At 72.8% G+C, this 15681-nt stretch carries 17 protein-coding genes; 5 read left to right on the forward strand and 12 right to left on the reverse strand.

All coding sequences use genetic code 11. The features are described from left to right. On the reverse strand, positions 1–183 hold a 183-nt coding region (locus L615_RS21615; protein WP_396954780.1), incomplete at its 3' end, for a DNA repair protein RecO. Between L615_RS21615 and L615_RS21620 the strand changes: the two genes are divergently transcribed. After that, a complete protein-coding gene (locus L615_RS21620; RefSeq protein ID WP_145726433.1) occupies positions 171–983 on the forward strand; it encodes an ion transporter in 813 nt (270 codons plus the stop codon). The genes L615_RS21615 and L615_RS21620 overlap by 13 nt on opposite strands. A gap of 55 nt (positions 984–1038) precedes the next feature. On the opposite strand, the gene L615_RS21625 is transcribed toward L615_RS21620, so the two are convergent. The 3 genes from L615_RS21625 to leuA all read right to left on the reverse strand — a co-directional run bounded on the left by L615_RS21625 (position 1039) and on the right by leuA (position 4375). Next, positions 1039–1644 carry a hypothetical protein gene (locus L615_RS21625; protein WP_145726434.1) on the reverse strand — a complete coding sequence of 202 codons (606 nt, stop codon included), beginning with the start codon at positions 1642–1644 and terminating at the stop codon, positions 1039–1041. 92 nt (positions 1645–1736) lie between these two features. Then, the gene (locus L615_RS21630; protein ID WP_186449975.1) at positions 1737–2612 is read right to left on the reverse strand and encodes an alpha/beta fold hydrolase; all 876 of its coding nucleotides are present in this window, start codon (positions 2610–2612) and stop codon (positions 1737–1739) included. Positions 2613–2617: 5 nt separating this feature from the next. After that, positions 2618–4375, reverse strand: a complete 1758-nt coding sequence (gene leuA / locus L615_RS21635) for a 2-isopropylmalate synthase (RefSeq protein ID WP_028657063.1) — start codon at positions 4373–4375, stop codon at positions 2618–2620. A gap of 194 nt (positions 4376–4569) precedes the next feature. On the opposite strand from leuA, the gene L615_RS21640 reads away from it, so the two are divergent. The 3 genes from L615_RS21640 (at position 4570) to L615_RS21650 (ending at position 6803) form a co-directional block, all read left to right on the forward strand. Further along, entirely contained in the window at positions 4570–5070 is a 501-nt protein-coding gene (locus L615_RS21640; protein WP_028657062.1) for a flavodoxin family protein, read from the forward strand. A 68-nt stretch (positions 5071–5138) separates the two neighbouring features. After that, on the forward strand, positions 5139–5945 hold the full coding sequence (locus L615_RS21645; RefSeq protein WP_028657061.1) for a septum formation family protein: 807 nt from the start codon (positions 5139–5141) through the stop codon (positions 5943–5945). Between the two features lie 6 nt (positions 5946–5951). Beyond that, the gene (locus L615_RS21650; RefSeq protein ID WP_028657060.1) at positions 5952–6803 is read left to right on the forward strand and encodes a septum formation family protein; all 852 of its coding nucleotides are present in this window, start codon (positions 5952–5954) and stop codon (positions 6801–6803) included. Between the two features lie 660 nt (positions 6804–7463). Here the strand turns inward: L615_RS21650 and era are convergent. The 3 genes from era to L615_RS21665 are packed head-to-tail and all read right to left on the reverse strand — an operon-like array spanning position 7464 to position 9801. Next, positions 7464–8534, reverse strand: coding sequence for a GTPase Era (gene era / locus L615_RS21655; RefSeq protein WP_222430656.1), 1071 nt, complete (start codon positions 8532–8534; stop codon positions 7464–7466). 32 nt (positions 8535–8566) lie between these two features. Beyond that, complete coding sequence (locus L615_RS21660; protein WP_028657058.1) at positions 8567–9340, reverse strand: siderophore-interacting protein; 774 nt, start codon at positions 9338–9340, stop codon at positions 8567–8569. A 35-nt stretch (positions 9341–9375) separates the two neighbouring features. After that, positions 9376–9801, reverse strand: coding sequence for a DUF6916 family protein (locus tag L615_RS21665; RefSeq protein WP_145726436.1), 426 nt, complete (start codon positions 9799–9801; stop codon positions 9376–9378). 47 nt (positions 9802–9848) lie between these two features. On the opposite strand from L615_RS21665, the gene L615_RS21670 reads away from it, so the two are divergent. Beyond that, positions 9849–10157 (forward strand): DUF6916 family protein, encoded by a 309-nt coding sequence (locus tag L615_RS21670; RefSeq protein WP_145726437.1) that lies wholly within the window; start codon positions 9849–9851, stop codon positions 10155–10157. 11 nt (positions 10158–10168) lie between these two features. On the opposite strand, the gene L615_RS21675 is transcribed toward L615_RS21670, so the two are convergent. The 5 genes from L615_RS21675 to L615_RS21695 all read right to left on the reverse strand — a co-directional run. Further along, positions 10169–10657 (reverse strand): GNAT family N-acetyltransferase, encoded by a 489-nt coding sequence (locus tag L615_RS21675; RefSeq protein WP_145726438.1) that lies wholly within the window; start codon positions 10655–10657, stop codon positions 10169–10171. Between the two features lie 2 nt (positions 10658–10659). Continuing rightward, positions 10660–11181, reverse strand: a complete 522-nt coding sequence (locus tag L615_RS21680; protein WP_145726439.1) for a phage tail protein — start codon at positions 11179–11181, stop codon at positions 10660–10662. Between the two features lie 10 nt (positions 11182–11191). Next, positions 11192–11698 carry a phage tail protein gene (locus tag L615_RS21685; RefSeq protein ID WP_028657054.1) on the reverse strand — a complete coding sequence of 169 codons (507 nt, stop codon included), beginning with the start codon at positions 11696–11698 and terminating at the stop codon, positions 11192–11194. Between the two features lie 10 nt (positions 11699–11708). Then, positions 11709–12209 (reverse strand): phage tail protein, encoded by a 501-nt coding sequence (locus L615_RS21690; protein ID WP_145726440.1) that lies wholly within the window; start codon positions 12207–12209, stop codon positions 11709–11711. 66 nt (positions 12210–12275) lie between these two features. Beyond that, positions 12276–15681, reverse strand: a 3406-nt coding sequence (locus tag L615_RS21695) for an Ig-like domain-containing protein (protein ID WP_186449976.1), incomplete at its 5' end; no start/stop codon positions are given.

A 15681-nucleotide genomic window follows, 5' to 3' on the forward strand; every position in this document is an offset into this window, starting at 1 on the left:
GAGCCGCGACCCCCAGCGAGAGGTCGTCCGGCGCACACCCTTGGCGACCGCACGGATCCGTCCGTTGTCGCGGGTCAGCAGCGTGATGATGCGGTCGGCCTCACCCAGCTTGTGGGTGCGCAGCACGATCGCTTCGTCACGGTAGAGGACCACGGTCCTATTGTGCGCCCATGGCAGCGACACAACCTCCCGCCACCCCGTACGGCAGCGGGCCGGCCCGCCGCGTCGGCAGGCCGTCCGCTCCCCCGGTGACCGTCGTCGACTGGCTGATGCTGCTCCTGGCCGTCGTGTCGGTCGCCCTGCTGGTGTGGATCACCTTCTGGGAGGTAAGCCCCGACGTGGAGCGCAGGGTGGTGCGCGCGGACTACGCGATCTGCGGGGTCTTCGCGCTGGAGTTCGTCTGGCGCTGGCGGCGCTCCCGGCTGGGCTGGCGGTTCCTGCGCTCGTACTGGTACGAGGTGATCGGCATGGTCCCGCTCTCGGACCCGGCCTTCCGCTCGTTCCGGCTGCTGCGGATCGTGGTCATCGTCGCCCGCCTCGGCCGCGCCGCCGACCGCGCCTACGGCGACCGCGCGGCGGCGTACCTCGCCGGCCGCTTCGCCGACACGATCGTCGACATCATCCGGCGCCCGGTGACCGTCGCGGTGCTCGACGAGGTGATCGCCGTGGTGCAGACCGGCAACTACGCCGAGCACGTCTCCGCCGCGATCGAGCAGAACCGTGCCGAGCTCGACGCGCTCATCGTGGAGCTGATCCGCGAGGACCAGGCCGCTGGCCGGCTGCGGTTCGTGCCCTTCCACGACGAGATTGTGCGCCTGGTCAGCGACACCGTCTTCCGCATCATGCAGGAGGGCCTCGCCGACCCGCGGGTGCACGAGCTGATCTCCGACGCGATCCGCGAGTCGGCCGTGCAGCTGCGCGCCAACGTCCGTGCACGGATGCACGAGGAGGTGCGGGCGATGCCGCACAAGGTGGGCACGTGAGCGCCGTGCGCCACCCGAAAGGTGCGCGCTGACCTCGCCTGGCCAGCCGCCGGCGTCAACCGCGCCGGATCCTCGGGGAGAGGCGGAGGTCGTCGCCGACGCCGCGCCTGAGCGCGTCGTCGACGTGGATGGTGCCCTCGACCTGGAGCACCAGCGCGCCCACGCCGACCCGGACCGAGGACGGCTTGCCGATGCAGCGCCGCGGCACGGTCATCTCCACGACCTTCCCGCGCACGCGCGCGGACAGGCCGCGGCACCGGATGTCTTCGCCGTGACCGCTGGTCCTCGTGAGGGCGACGCGCGTGCCCAGGCCACCGAGCCGGATCCGGGTGACGTCGTACGACGTGCGCGGCGTGCGGAGGGTGGCGTACACGATCGAGTCCCCGGTCGGCACGGCCCTCATCGCGACCCGGACGGTCACCGTGGTGCGCGTGTGGTTCACCGTGGTCCGGGTGATGTCGCCCGCCTTGCGGTCCGGCGAGTACGTCCCCTGCTCGGCGTCGAAGCTGCCCGACTGCACGTCGCGCACCGCGTCGTCGTGCTTCCACGTCTGCGCCGACGCGATGCCGCTGGAGGCGACGATGAGGGCGGCGGCGAGGACCGGCACGGCGACGAGGCGTCGGACGGCGGACCGGCTGGGGCTTCGCGATTCGGGGCTCATGGTGGGTGATCCTCCCGGCGGGAGGGCGTCCACCGCAGCCGAACTGCGCAGTCCGGGTCGTTCTTCCCGTCACACCCGGCGGGCCGGGGCGGCTACGACGAGCGGGTACGACGCCCGCGCAGCGACCCGCGCGAGCACTCCCGCACGAAGCGGGTCACCACGAGGTCGATCCGCTCGGGGCGGCGGCGCCACTCAAGCGGCACGAGCGCCCGCTCCAGCTCGGCGGCCGCGAGCTCACGGGCGAGCATCTCCGCGTCGCCGACGGGGTGGAACGGGTCGCGGGGCCGCGAGACGACCAGGGCGCGGGCGGTGATCGCCGCCCGGTCCTCGGCGGAGGGGGCGATCGGGCCGAAGAGCACGCCGTGGATCACCGCCGCGACCGTCGCGGGACGCTGGTCGAGGGTCTCCCGGGCCAACCGCAACCACTCGGGCAGCAGCCGCTCCGGCACCGGCCGCGACGCCAGCCGCAGCGCGCGGAACGGGAGCGGGGCGAAGCGGGCGGCGTACATGGCCGGCCCGAGGACCGCGAGCTGGGCGGCCAGCGCGTTGTCGAGCACCGGGCCGTCGAGCAGCAGCCCGGCGACCCGCTCCGGGGCCCGCACCGCGACCTCGAGCGCGACGTTGGCACCCAGCGAGCTGCCGCCGACGACGGCCCGCGACGCGCCCACGTGGTCGAGCAGCGCGACGACCTGCCGGCCGAACGCGGTGACCGAGTAGGCCAGCGGGTCCGCCGGGCTGTCCGAGCCGCCGTGCCCGAGCGGGTCGAGCACCAGGACGTGCAGCCCGGACGCCGCGAGGGTGCGGGCGGCGTGGTCGTGCACCCGACGGGGCACGAGCAGCGGCGGGACGAGCACGACCCAGGCCTCCCCGGCGCCGTACTCGGTGAACTCGAGGCGGTCGCGCCCGCGCGGCCCCTCGACGAAGAACTGGCCCACCTGCTCGGAGGCCAGGGCCGCCCGTCCCGCCACCGGCGTCAGCCGACCGGCTCGATCGGCGTCGCCGGGATCGTCGTCGCCTGCGCACGGTTCGCCGCGCACACGACCGCACGCAGCGAGGCCGTGACGATGTTGTGGTGGATGCCGATGCCCCACAGGATCTCGCCGGCGATCTCGCACTCCACGTAGGCCGCGGCGACCGCGTCACCGCCGGAGGACAGCGCGTGCTCGGCGTAGTCGAGCACCCGGATGTCCGCGCCGGCCTGGCGCATGCCGTCGACGAACGCGGCGACCGGGCCGTTGCCCATGCCGGTGAAGGTGCGCTCCTCGTCGCGGACGCGCAGCTGCACCTCCTGACGGTCGTCGCCGTCCTGGTCGGTCGTCGAGGAGAAGGCGACCAGGCTGTAGGGCTCCTCGCGGTCGAGGTACTCCTGCCGGAAGATCGCCCAGATCTCCTCCGGCGTGACCTCGCCACCCTGGCTGTCGGTGTGCTGCTGGATGACCCGGCTGAACTCGATCTGCGCGCGGCGCGGCAGGTCGAGGCTGTGCTCGGCCTTCAGCACGTAGGCCACGCCGCCCTTGCCGGACTGGCTGTTGACCCGGATGACCGCCTCGTAGGTGCGGCCGACGTCCTTCGGGTCGATGGGCAGGTACGGCGCCTCCCACGGGACCTCGGAGACGGGCTTGCCCTGCTCCGCGGCGATCCGGTCGAGGTCCTCCAGGCCCTTCTTGATCGCGTCCTGGTGCGACCCGGAGAACGCGGTGTAGACCAGGTCGCCGGCGTACGGGTGGCGCGGGTGGACCGGCAGCTGGGTGCAGTACTCCACCGTGCGCCGGACCTCGTCGATGTCGGACAGGTCGACCATCGGGTCGATGCCCTGACTGAACAGGTTCATCGCCAGGGTGACCAGGTCGACGTTGCCGGTGCGCTCGCCGTGGCCGAACAGGCAGCCCTCGACGCGGTCGGCGCCGGCCATCATGCCCAGCTCGGTCGCGGCGACCGCGGTGCCGCGGTCGTTGTGCGGGTGCAGGCTGATCACCGAGTGGGCGCGGCGGGTCAGGCCGCGCGAGAAGTACTCGATCTGGTCGGCGTAGGTGTTCGGCGTCGACATCTCGACGGTCGCCGGCAGGTTGAGGATGATCTCGCGCCCCTCCTCCGGCTGCCACACGTCGGAGACCCGCTCGCAGACCTCGAGCGCGAAGTCGGTCGGCGTCTGGGTGAAGATCTCGGGGCTGTACTGGTAGCCGAAGTCGGTGTCACCCAGCATCTGCTCGGCGTACTTCATCACCCACTCGGTGCCGCGCGTCGCGATCGCGATGCACTCGGCCTCCGTGACGCCGAAGACGACCCGCCGGAACAGCGGGGCGGTGGCGTTGTAGAGGTGCACGGTCGCCTTGTCGGCGCCCTGGAGGGACTCCACGGTGCGGGCGATCAGGTCCTCGCGGGCCTGGGTCAGCACGGAGATCCGTACGTCGTCGGGGATCCGGTCCTCCTCGACCAGCAGCCGCACGAAGTCGAAGTCGGTCTGGCTGGCCGCCGGGAAGCCGACCTCGATCTCCTTGTAGCCCATCTTCACGAGGAGCTCGAACATCTTCAGCTTCCGCGACGGCGTCATCGGGTCGATGAGCGCCTGGTTGCCGTCGCGCAGGTCGGTGGACAGCCACCGGGGGGCCTGGGTGATCTTCCGGTCCGGCCACGTGCGGTCCGGGACCGTGACGGGCTCGAAGGCGGTGTAGCGGTGGAACGGCATCCCGCTCGGCTGCTGGTTCGGGATGGTGACGCGCTGGTTGGTCATGACTTCCTCGGCTGGGTTCGTGTCTGAGTCTGGATCAGGCGCCGGGCGCGCGACTCACTCCGCAGCGAGGGGGTCCGGCTCGGGTCAGACCTCGCTGCGGCCGCTAAGAAGCAGGACTCGCATCATGACGAGGCCACTGTACCGCAACCAGCACCCGCGTCGCCGCCCGGGGACGCCCGACCTAGGGTGGGGACGTGGCCCGCCTCCTCGTCGTCCACCACTCCCCCAGCCGCTCGATGCAGGCGCTGCTGGAGCAGGTCGTCGCGGGCGCGGGCGACGAGGACGTCCAGGCAGCCGGCACCGTCGAGGTGGAGGTCCGGGCGGCGCTCGAGGCCACCGCCGAGGACGTGCTGGCCGCCGACGGCTACGTGCTCGGCACCACCGCCAACTTCGGCTACATGAGCGGCGCGCTCAAGCACTTCTTCGACTCGACCTTCCTCGCCGTGGGCGGGGCGCTCGACCCGAGCGGCGCCCCGGCCGACGGCGCCGGCGCGACCGCCGGACGTCCGTACGGGCTCTGGCTGCACGGCCGCTACGACCTCACCGGGGCACAGCGATCCGTGCAGTCGATCGTCGGTGCCCTCGGCTGGAAGCAGGGCTACGAGGTCCTCGGCGTGCTCGGCGAGGTGGACGCCGCTGCCCGTGAGGACGCCTACACGCTGGGCGCTACCATCGCTGCACTGCTCGCAGGCTGACCGGAGGACCGGTCGGGCCGGACGACCGGGCAGCCGGCTGACGGGGCGACGGGACGAAAGGGGCTGGGATGACGCTGCAGCGTGCCGTCCTCCTGCTCGCGCTCGCCGTCCTCGGCACCGTCCTCGCAGCCTGCAGCTCCGACGCCCAGGGCGAGAACACCGACCCCGACCTCGTCGACTCGACCGCGATGCCGGACTCCGGCGTGTGCCGCGACCTCAGCCCCGAGGACGTCGCGATGCCCGCCAACGCCACGCGCACCGTGCCCTGCTCCGAGCGGCACACCGCCGAGACCTTCGCGGTCGGCGAGCTGCCCGAGGAGTTCGACGACGCCGCGTACGACGACGCCGGGCTCGGCACCTACGCCTACCGCACCTGCTCCACCGCGTTCGCGGAGTTCGTCGGCGCCGACGAGAGCCTGGTGCTGCGCACCACCCTGAGCTGGGCCTGGTTCCGTCCCTCCGAGAAGGCGTGGGACAAGGGCGCGCGCTGGTACCGCTGCGACGTCGTCGGCGGCAACAGCGCCAGCGCGGAGTACCGCCCGCTGCCGGAGACCGCGCGCGGCATGCTCGCGGGCCGGCCGAACGACCGCTGGCTCAGCTGTGCCGTCGGCCGGACCGTCGCCGAGGGCGAGAAGGTCCCCTGCTCGCAGAAGCACGACTGGCGCGCGGTCACCACGGTCAAGCTCGGCGCCCCCGAGGACGACTACCCCGGCGACCGGGTGATGGAGTCGCGCACCCGTTCCTTCTGCGCCAACTCCGTCAAGGCGTGGCTCAACTACCCCTCCGAGTTCGAGTACGGCTTCACCTTCTTCCACCAGGCCGAGTGGAAGGCCGGCGTCCGCCGGTCGGTGTGCTGGGCGAAGACCAGCAAGTAGGCGACCGTGCCAACGACCTCCCGACTCCCCCGGTCCGTCCGCCGCGCCCTCACCGGCGCGCTCGCCGCCGTCCTCGCCACCTCGCTCGTGGCGTGCAGCGGCGACGAGCCCAGCTCGAAGGACGACCAGCCCGTCGCCACCCAGACCCCGGCCCCCGAGCCGCCGCCCGCCCCGGCCGTCGGTGCCTGCTACAAGCTGCCCTTCGACGCGGCCGTCGCACCCACGTCGGAGGTGGAGCCCGTCGCGTGCTCCACCGCGCACACCAGCGAGACCGTCGCCGTCGGCACCATCGATGCCTACGTCGACGGCCACCTGCTCGCCGTCGACTCCGACCGGGTGCAGGAGCAGGTCGCCAGCGCCTGCCCGCAGGCCCTGACCGAGTACGTTGGGGGCAACCTCCGGCGGCTGCGCCTCAGCATGATCCGCCCGGTCTGGTTCACCCCCACCGTCGAGGACTCCGACGCCGGTGCCGACTGGTACCGCTGCGACGCCGTCGTCCTCGCCGGCTCCTCCCGCCTCGCCGAGCTCAAGCGCACCCTCAAGGGCGCCCTCGACCGACCGCGCAGCCGCGAGCGCTTCGCCATGTGCGGCACCGCCGCCCCCGACGCCAAGAACTTCGAGCGCGTGCTCTGCTCCGACAAGCACGCTTGGCGCGCCATCGACGTCGTCGTCTTCGACCAGGGCCGCTACCCCGGCGAGCGCCGCGTCCGCGCCGCCGGCCGCACCCAGTGCGAGGACGCCGCCGCCGACATCGCCGAGGACCCGCTGGCCTTCGAGTGGGGCTACGAGTGGCCCACCAGGGAGCAGTGGGACATGGGCCAGATGTTCGGCCGCTGCTGGGCGCCTGACCAGTCGTAGGACGGCCAGCCGCCGGTGGAGCCCGCGACCACGCGCCGCCGCTGGTTGAGGTGCGAGGCGCCCCAGCGCCGAGCCTCGAAACCAGCGGCACCGCTGCACCCAACTCTGCCCACCACAGCCCGCCACGCAGGCCCGGAGGCTTCGAGGCTCCTCGCTAGCGCTCGTCGCACCTCAACCACCGGGAGTACGACGAGGACGAACTGCGCGACGGCGACGGCGGGGCTCATGCTCTGCAGCCGCCGGCCGCCGCTGGTTGAGGTGCGAGGCCGCCCGCGGCCGAGCCTCGAAACCAGCGGCACCGCTGCACCCCGCTGTGCCCACCACAGCCCGCCATCAAGGCCCGGAGGTTTCGAGGCTCCTCGCTAGCGCTCGTCGCACCTCAACCACCGGGAGAAGGCTTGCCGCCGTACCAACGCAACCAGCTGCCGGAGCCAACCGCGTGCGCGGCAGCGTGGCGCCCGCGCCGAAGGCGCGTCGACGGAAGCCCGCGGGCCGAGCGCAGCGAGTGCCCGTGCGGCTGGTGTCGACAGGCGACACGCTCGCGCAAACGACACCGCGAGGCTCCTCGCTAGCGCTCGTCGCACCTCAACCACCGGCAGAGGGCTGGCCGCCGGGCGGACTCGACCAGCGGCTGGAGGCCACTGGGCGCGCGGCAACGAGCTAGAAACCCAGCTTGCGGAGCTGGCGGGGGTCGCGCTGCCAGTCCTTGGCGATCTTCACGTGGAGGTCGAGGTAGACGGGGGTGCCGAGGAGGGCCTCGATCTGCTGGCGGGCGACGGTGCCGACCTGGCGCAGGCGGGCGCCCTTGCGGCCGATCATGATGCCCTTCTGCGAGTCGCGCTCGACGTACAGGTTGGCGTGGATGTCGAGGAGCGGCTTGTCGTCGGGGCGACCCTCGCGCAGGCCCATCTCCTCCACCACGACGGCGATGGAGTGCGGGAGCTCGTCGCGGACGCCGTCGAGGGCGGCCTCGCGGATCAGCTCGGCGGCGAGGACCTCCTCGGGCGCGTCGGTGAGGTCGCCGTCGGGGTAGAGCGGCGGGCCCTCCGGCATCAGCCCGACGAGGAGCTCGGCGAGCAGGTCGACCTGGTCGCCGCCGACGGACGACACCGGGACGATCTCGGCCCACTCGGTGCCGGTCTCCTGACCGAGCGCGACGACGTCGAGCAGGTGCTCGGCGATCCGCTCGGGCGAGGCGAGGTCGGTCTTGGTGACGACCGCGACCTTCGTCGTACGACGCACCTTGGCCAGCTCGGTGACGAGGAAGCGGTCGCCGGGGCCGATCTTCTCGTCCGCAGGGAAGCACACCGCGACGACGTCGACCTCGGCCCACGTGGTCTTCACCAGGTCGTTGAGGCGCTCGCCGAGCAGGGTGCGCGGTCGGTGCAGACCGGGGGTGTCGACGAGGACCAGCTGGCCGTCGGGGCGGTGCACGATGCCGCGGACGACGGTTCGGGTGGTCTGGGGCTTGTCGGAGGTGATGACGATCTTCTGCCCGACCAGCGCGTTGGTCAGCGTCGACTTGCCGACGTTGGGGCGCCCGACGAAGCAGGCGAAGCCGCTGCGGTGGCCCTCGGCACGCTCGGCGGAGTCGAAGAACGGCGCGGCGGGCGGCGGCAGGGCGCCGAAGTCCTCGTCGAACTCGTCGTCGTCCTCGTCGAGGTCGTCGAGGTCGTCGAGGTCGTCGTCGAGGTCCTGCTCCGGCTCCCCGGTGCCCTGGTCCTCGGCCACCTCGCTGGTCTCGTGCTCGTCGCGCTCGTCGCTCACTGCCCGGCCTCCTGTGCGGCGTCGTAGTCGGCCCAGATCTCCTCGTCGGACTTGCCGGCCGCCTTGCCCGCGCGCCAGATCGGCCCGGGGTCGACGGCGCGCGGCTGGCGCTGGGCGACGGAGCGCCAGTAGCCCATCACGTCGTACTCGGCGCTCGGGAGCTTGCGCTCACGCATGAGGTGCTTGCGGATGGCGCGCATCTGCGCGGACTCCCCCGCCATCCAGAAGTAGCCGGGGCCGTCGGGGAAGTCGAGCGTCTCGACGACCTGGGCGAGACGGCTGGGGCCGTCGGTCGGCAGCCAGGTCACCTCGACGCCGTCGGGGAAGTAGCCCTCGACGCGGGAGTCGAGCGGCACCTCGGCGACGATCCGGGTCGGCAGCCGTCCGCCGTGCTCGGCGGCGATGCGCGCCATGGCGGGCAGGGCGGTGAGGTCGCCGACGAGCAGCAGCCAGCCGGCCTCGGCCGGCGGGTCGAAGGAGCCCTTGGGCTCGGTGATCGTCGCCTGCTGGCCGACCGGGTCGCCGGAGGCCCACTCGGTGACCAGTCCGACCGGGTGGACGACGACGTCGAGCACCAGCCGCGAGCCGTCGATCGAGCGCACGGTGTAGTAGCGGCTCTGGTACTGCCCGGGCACGACCAGGCCGACCCACTCGTCGGGGATGCCGGTCGACACGAAGCCCGGGACGTCGAGCGTGAGCCGCACTAGGTGCGGGGTCACCTGCTCCCGCGCGACGACGTCGGCGGCGTACTGCTGGGCGCGGGTGCTCACGCGGTCAAGGCTAGGACACCCGCACCCGGCCGTGGTCAGCGGTTGTTGACCGTGGCCCGGTAGGTGCGGCGGGTCTCGTCGGTCGGGACGAGGAAGAGCGACGTCCGCGCGAACCGGCTGCGCTTGAGGTCGAACGTCCCCGACTCAGGCCCGCGGCGCGAGGCACGGAAGACCAGCTCGAAGCTGCGCTGTGACCCCGCCGTGGTGTGCGGGATGTTGCGGACCGCGGTGAGCGTCATCCGCAGCTTGACCCCGGGGCCGGTCACGAGGAAGGAGCGGCGACGCTGCTTGGCCCAGCGCTTGCGCCGGTAGAGCGACACGGCACGGGTCGTCGCCCGGGTTGCCGCGGCCTCGGCCGGTGCCGGGCCGGCGACGACCGCCGCCGCGAGGGCGGTGGCGCCGGCACCGAGCACGGTGCGCCGGGTGAGGTCGTTCTCGGTGCGGATCACTGTGCTGGTCAAGACATCCTCCTGGTGGCGCTGCGGCGGGGCCGCACTAGCATTCGCGGGTGACTGAGTGGCTCACCCATGACGACTTCGCGGGCCTGGTCGGCGACGGCTTCGACCTCGTGCTCCCCGACGGGGAGGTGCTCGCGCTGACGCTGGCGCAGGCCGCGCTCAGCCCGCAGGTCGGCGGCGCCGGCCCCGACGGCACGCCGCGACAGCAGTTCTCGCTGCTCTTCCACGGCCCGGTGGCACCGGTGCTGCCGCAGGCCACCCGCACCCTCAGGCACGCGAGGCTCGGGACGTTCGAGACCTTCCTCGTCCCGGTCGGACCGCGCGGCGACGTGATGCAGTACGAGGCCGTCTACGCCTGAGGCCGTCCCGCTCACGGGGCCCGCCACTCGAGCAGCAGGTAGAGGCCACGCTCCTCGACGGGCGTGAACCCGAGGCGCTCGTAGAGCGCACGGGCCCGGTTGTGCACCTCGACGTGGATGCTCGCCGTGCGCCCCGAGGCCGCAGCCTCCTCGAGCACCGTGCGGACGAGCGCGCCGCCGATGCCCCGCCCCTGGAACTGCGCCAGCAGCGCCACGTCGACGATCCGGATGTCGCTCGCTCGCCGGTCGACGTACAGCCGGCCGGCGGGGACGCCGTCCACCTCGACGACGTCGAACGTGCCCTGCGGGTTGGCCCCGCGGTACTGGACGTCCTGCGCGTCGAACTGCATCCGCACGAAGGCGTCGCGCGCACCCTCGGGCCAGAGGACCTGGTCGAGCTCGGCCTTGCGGGTGTCGGCGTACAGGCCGACGAGGAACTCGCGGTCGTCCGGGGTCGTCGGACGGAGGCTGACGCCGGCGAGGAGGTCGGTGGCGGCCACGGTCAGCTCCGGGGCGGGAAGACGCCCTGGAGGGCGATGTTGAAGTAGAAGGTGAGGTACGGCTGCATGTTGTTGTGCGGCTGGCCGCCACCCACCGGCTGGAGGGCGTCCGGCGCCAGGCTGGTGTCGGACGTGTCCTGGTAGAGCGCACCCCCGGACGAGCGGGCGACGCTCGTGGTCGGCGCGGGCACGTTCGTGTCGGCGGCGTCGCTGCGGTAGGCCCGCGCCGTGTGGGAGTGGCTCGGGAGCTCCGACTCGAGCAGCGTCACCGTCTCCGAGCCGCCGGCCTCGCCGAGGTCGCGCAGGCTCAGGCCCGGCCCCTGACCGGGGTGCATCGCGGCCCGCCCCTGGAGGTCGGGCAGGGCGAAGTTGCTCTTGCCGTTGCCGCCGTAGGTGGTGCCCAGCAGCGAGAACAGCGCGGTGTTCTGCGACAGCGGCAGCAGCTGCCCGTCGCACCACGCCCAGCCGCGTGGGGCGAAGTTGAAGGGGAAGATGCGGATCTCCGCAACGAAGGGATCGGCCATGGGGGTGCTCCTAGGTGGGCGACGGGAAGATCCCGAAGAGCGAGATGATGTAGTCGACGCAGAGGTAGGGCTGCAGGTTCGTGTGCGGCTGGCTGCCGCCCGCGGAAGCGATCGCCTGGGCCGACATCGGCGTGTCAGGGGCGTCGTGCACGTAGGGCGTGACGTTGAGCGACATCGCCAGCTGATTGCCCGCGGGGCCCGCCTCGGTGCCCGGCTGGCCACCGTTCGCCGCCAGCATGTGCGTGTGCGCCGGCATCTGCGCCTGCGTGAGGGTGACCTGCTCGACCCCACCGGTCTCGGCCAGGAGGTAGCCGTTCCCCTGGTGGATCGGGACCCGGCCGCGCAGGTCCGGCAGGCCGAAGGTCGACTCACCGTCGCCGCCGTACGTCGTGCCGATCAGCTGGAAGAGGGTCTCGTGCTCGCTGATCGGCAGCAGCTGGCCCTCGCAGAACATCCAGCCGGCAGGGGCGAAGTTTCCGGCGAACATGCGGATCTCGCCGACATAGGGTTGTGCCACGTCCGCCTCCTCAGGTCGGGCTCGGGAAGATGCCCTGCAGCGCGATGCAGAAGGACAGGGTCAGGAACGGCTGCATGTTCTCGTGCGCCTGCGACCCACCGGCGCTCGTCACCGACCCCGGTTCCATCGGGGTCGAGGGCGACCCGGGGCGGTACACGTTCTGCCCTCCGCCGAGGACGCGCCCCTGCGGGTCGGCGGAGCCGCCGGTGGCGCGGCTGGACCCGCGCAGCACGTGGGTGTGCTGGGGCATCTCGTGGACCGTCAGGGTGTGTGCCTGCTCGCCGCCGCGCTCCCCCAGGGCGTGCCCGGCACCGGCGTGGATCGGGACGCGTCCCCGCAGGTCGGGCAACGCGAAGGTGGTCTGCCCGTTCCCCCCGTAGGTGGTGCCCAGCAGCGAGAACAGCGCCTGGTTCTGGTTGATCGGCAGGAACTGGCCGTTGCACAGCGCCCACCCCTTGGGGGCGAACACGAAGGACATCAGCCGGATCTCCGACAGGAACGGTTCAGCCACGTGCTTCCCTCCCGGTGGGTACGGCGCTGGACAGGCAGGTCATCTCGGGTCTCCTCGTCACGGGTCTCACGGCTGGGGCAGGGCGCACGGTCCACCGCCGGTGAAGCCGGTCGCCGTGGCGACGACGTCGACCGTGGGCAGGCCGCCGGTGGCGTTGAGCGAGGCCAGCCAGGACTCCACCTGCGCCTCGTCCGTCCCCGCGCCGCCGTACCCCGGGAGGCGGAAGGTCGTCGCCTGGCGCTGGCGCAACCGGATGTCGCTCACGGGGTCCCCCGCACCGCTGCCGACGACCGTGTTGGCGGTGATCACCGCACAGGCCTGGAAGGCGTCACCGGACTTGGTGCCGATGTTGAAGTGGATGCCCTGCTTCACGGCGTCCGGCGAGGTGCCGGGCTGGCCCACCACGTTGTTCGTCAGCGTCGCGTCCACGGTCCCGGTGCCCGGGGTCGCAGCACCGCCTCCGGCCACGACCTCGATGCCGTGGTTGCCGTAGCCGAGGATGGTGTTGTCCGCGACCCTCCAGCGGCTCGCGCCACCGTCGACGTGCTGCAGCCTGAGGCCGGAGCCCGACCGCGATGCCGAGTCCGCCACCCCGGCCACGCCGATCCTGTTGCCGGCGAAGGTCCCGTCCTGGGCCGCCGAGCCCGGACCCTTGGTGACGAGCACCGCGGGGCCGTCCGCGTCGCGGAAGTGGTTGCTGGTGACCGAGAGCCGCAGCCCGCCGTCGCTCCCGGACTGGTTGAAGCTCACCCCACCACCGCCGGTGGCGACCTCGGCGTGGTCGTTGCTGAAGCGGCTGGTGGTGACCGACACGTCTCCGGTCCCGGCACCGTGGCTGAGCTGCAGCTGGTCGCCGGCGGCACTGCGGAAGTCACTGTCGGTGATCGACACGTTGAAGACCGAGGCCGCACCCTGGGAGACCAGCTGGACCGCGTCGTTCCTCGGGCCCGCGGGACCGCCGCCGAGGCTGAGCCGCAGGAGCGTGAGTCGGTCGAGCGACCCGGCGTCGTTGACGACGCGGAGGTTGTCGCCCCACCCGCCGCCGACGTGGGTGTCGGTGACCGACGGCGAACCGGTCAGGTTCTCCAGGACCACGGCGCCGTCGCGGTACGGCGATGCGTCGTTGGTGCCGTTGGTGCCGTTGATGACACTGTTCGCCAGCGTCAGGCCCCGCACCCCGGAACCACGGATCGCGTAGTTCGCGTGGTCGTGGATCCACAGCCGCTGGAGGTCGGGCGCACGGGTGTTGCGCAGCACCACGCCGGTCCCGACGGGGACCGCGCTGCTGTCGTCGTGGCCCGTCGTCGAGCGGATCTCGCCGCCGGTGCAGCCGGCGGTGCTCGCGTCGGCGCAGGTGCCGCCACTGCCGGTGACCTTCAGGGACCCGAGGTCGCCGGTGCCGTCGAGCACGATGCCGTTGGTGCCGCCGTCGGCGTGGACGCTCTCGAGCGTCAGGCCGGCGTCGCCGATGGTCGTCCCCACCACGCTGACGGCGCGGCCGCCGGTGGTGGTGACGCGGTTGCCGGTGCCGGTCACGGTGATCGTGCCACCGCCGTGCGCCTGGATGCCGTTGCCGGTGGTCGTGGTGACGCCCAGCCCGCCACCGCGGAGCTCGAGGCGGTGACCGGGGCTGCTGGTCATGCTGACCGCGGGCGAGGCGCCGGTGGCGAGGACGACCGGGCCGCCGACGACCGTGGCACCCCCGCTGTTGCCGTCGAGGGAGATCCGGCCGTCCGCGTCCGGGCCGTCGCTCACGGCACCGACGGTGACCGTCCCACCCGTGCGGCTGGTGACGCTCAGGCTCTGGCCCGGGCCGTCGCCGATCGTGCCACCGAACGTGACGTCGCCGGCGCCGCCCGTGACGTCGACCGCGGGGCTGAGGTGCCCGGAGACGGTCCCGGCGACGACCGACACGGTGCCGCCGTTCGCGACCCTGATGCCGCCGCCGCTGCTGCTGGCGGAGGAGGCCGCGTCCAGGTGCACCGCGGCGTTCGGCGTGCTGGCCAGGCTCAGCGCCGGCCCGCCCCACGCGGTGATCGTGCCACTGGAGACGGTGACGTCACCGGCGTTCGTGAGTCCGAGCGCAGGAGTGACGCCACTGGTCGCGAGCGACACGGCCGCGAAGGTGACCTGGCCGGAGGTGTTGGTCAGCGTGATGCCCCCGGTGCTGGAGCCCGAGGCCTGCACGACGTCGAAGGTGCTGGTGCCGAGGTCGGTCGACACCACGGAGACCGCGGTCGCCCCGGTCGACGAGACGGAGATCGTGCCCGTCGGGTCGAGGACGACCCGACCGGTGTTGGACGCGAGGCGGATGCCGACGGCGGGCGTGACGACGGTCAGGTCCTGCACCACGAACTGGCCGGAGGTGCCGACGAGCTCGACCGCCGGCTCGGTCGCGACCACGCCGGTGTCGGCGACGACCACGTCCGTGAGCGTGCCGCCGGTGTCGCCGGCGCCGCCTGCGATGCCGCTGGAGGCCCCCTGGGGGTCGAGCCCAACGCCGGTCACGGTGTTCCGCGACGCCAGGGCGACCACGTCGCCGCTGGTGCTGGTGAGCATGGGTCGGCGGGCGAGGTCGCCCTCCGCGAGGGTCGTGCCGCCCAGCACGAGGGGGGCAGCCTCCCCGACGAGGACCTGGTCGTCCCGCAGGACGATGCCGGCGTCGTCCCCGGTGGTGCTGCCGTTGCCGTGGAAGACGTAGATGGTGCTGCCCTCGGTCGCGGCGGCCTGCGCCTGGGCGAGGGTGTTGAACGGAGCAGCGGAGGTCCCGGAGTCCCCCGGTGCGTCGTTGGAGACGTACCAGACACAGCCGGTCCGGGCGATGGTCACGCTCAACGTGCCGGTCGCCGGCTCCTCGGCGTCGTCGGTGATGGTGATGTCGACGGCGTCGCTGGTGCCGCAGCCGACCGGCGGCTCGTAGACGAAGGTGCCGTCGCTCTCCACCACGACGGTGCCGCCGCCGGACGTGGTCAGCGTGCCGGGGACGATGCTGACGGTGTCACCCTCGGGGTCCGTCGCCTCGCCCAGCAGGTTGCCCACGACGAGCTTCTGGGGCCCGTTCACGGCAGGAGCGCCCGCCGCCGGACCGTCGAAGAGGTAGGTCGTGTTGGCGACGGCCGCGGAGGACCCGCCGAGGGACCGCGCCGGCGCCGACGGGGCGTCGTTCACGCAGGTCACGCTGACCGCCACCGACGCGGTGGAGCCACCCGGGGCGAGGGTGTAGGTGAAGGTGTCGGGCGTGCCCGGGACGTTGCAGTRGTCCSGGTCCGGCTCGTAGGTCAGGCCCGTGCCACCACCGGTGATGACGACGGTGCCGTGCGCCGGCTGCGTCACGGAGCCGATCGACCGCGGACCACCGTCCACGTCGGTGTCGTTGACCAGGACCCCGAGCGCCGTGGCACCCGCGTCCTCGGCCAGGGTCGCCGCGTCGTCCACCGCGACCGGCGCGTCGTCCACGCAGGTGACGGTGACG

It is taken from the genome of Nocardioides sp. J9 (genome assembly GCF_007829375.1).
GTDB lineage: Bacteria > Actinomycetota > Actinomycetes > Propionibacteriales > Nocardioidaceae > Nocardioides.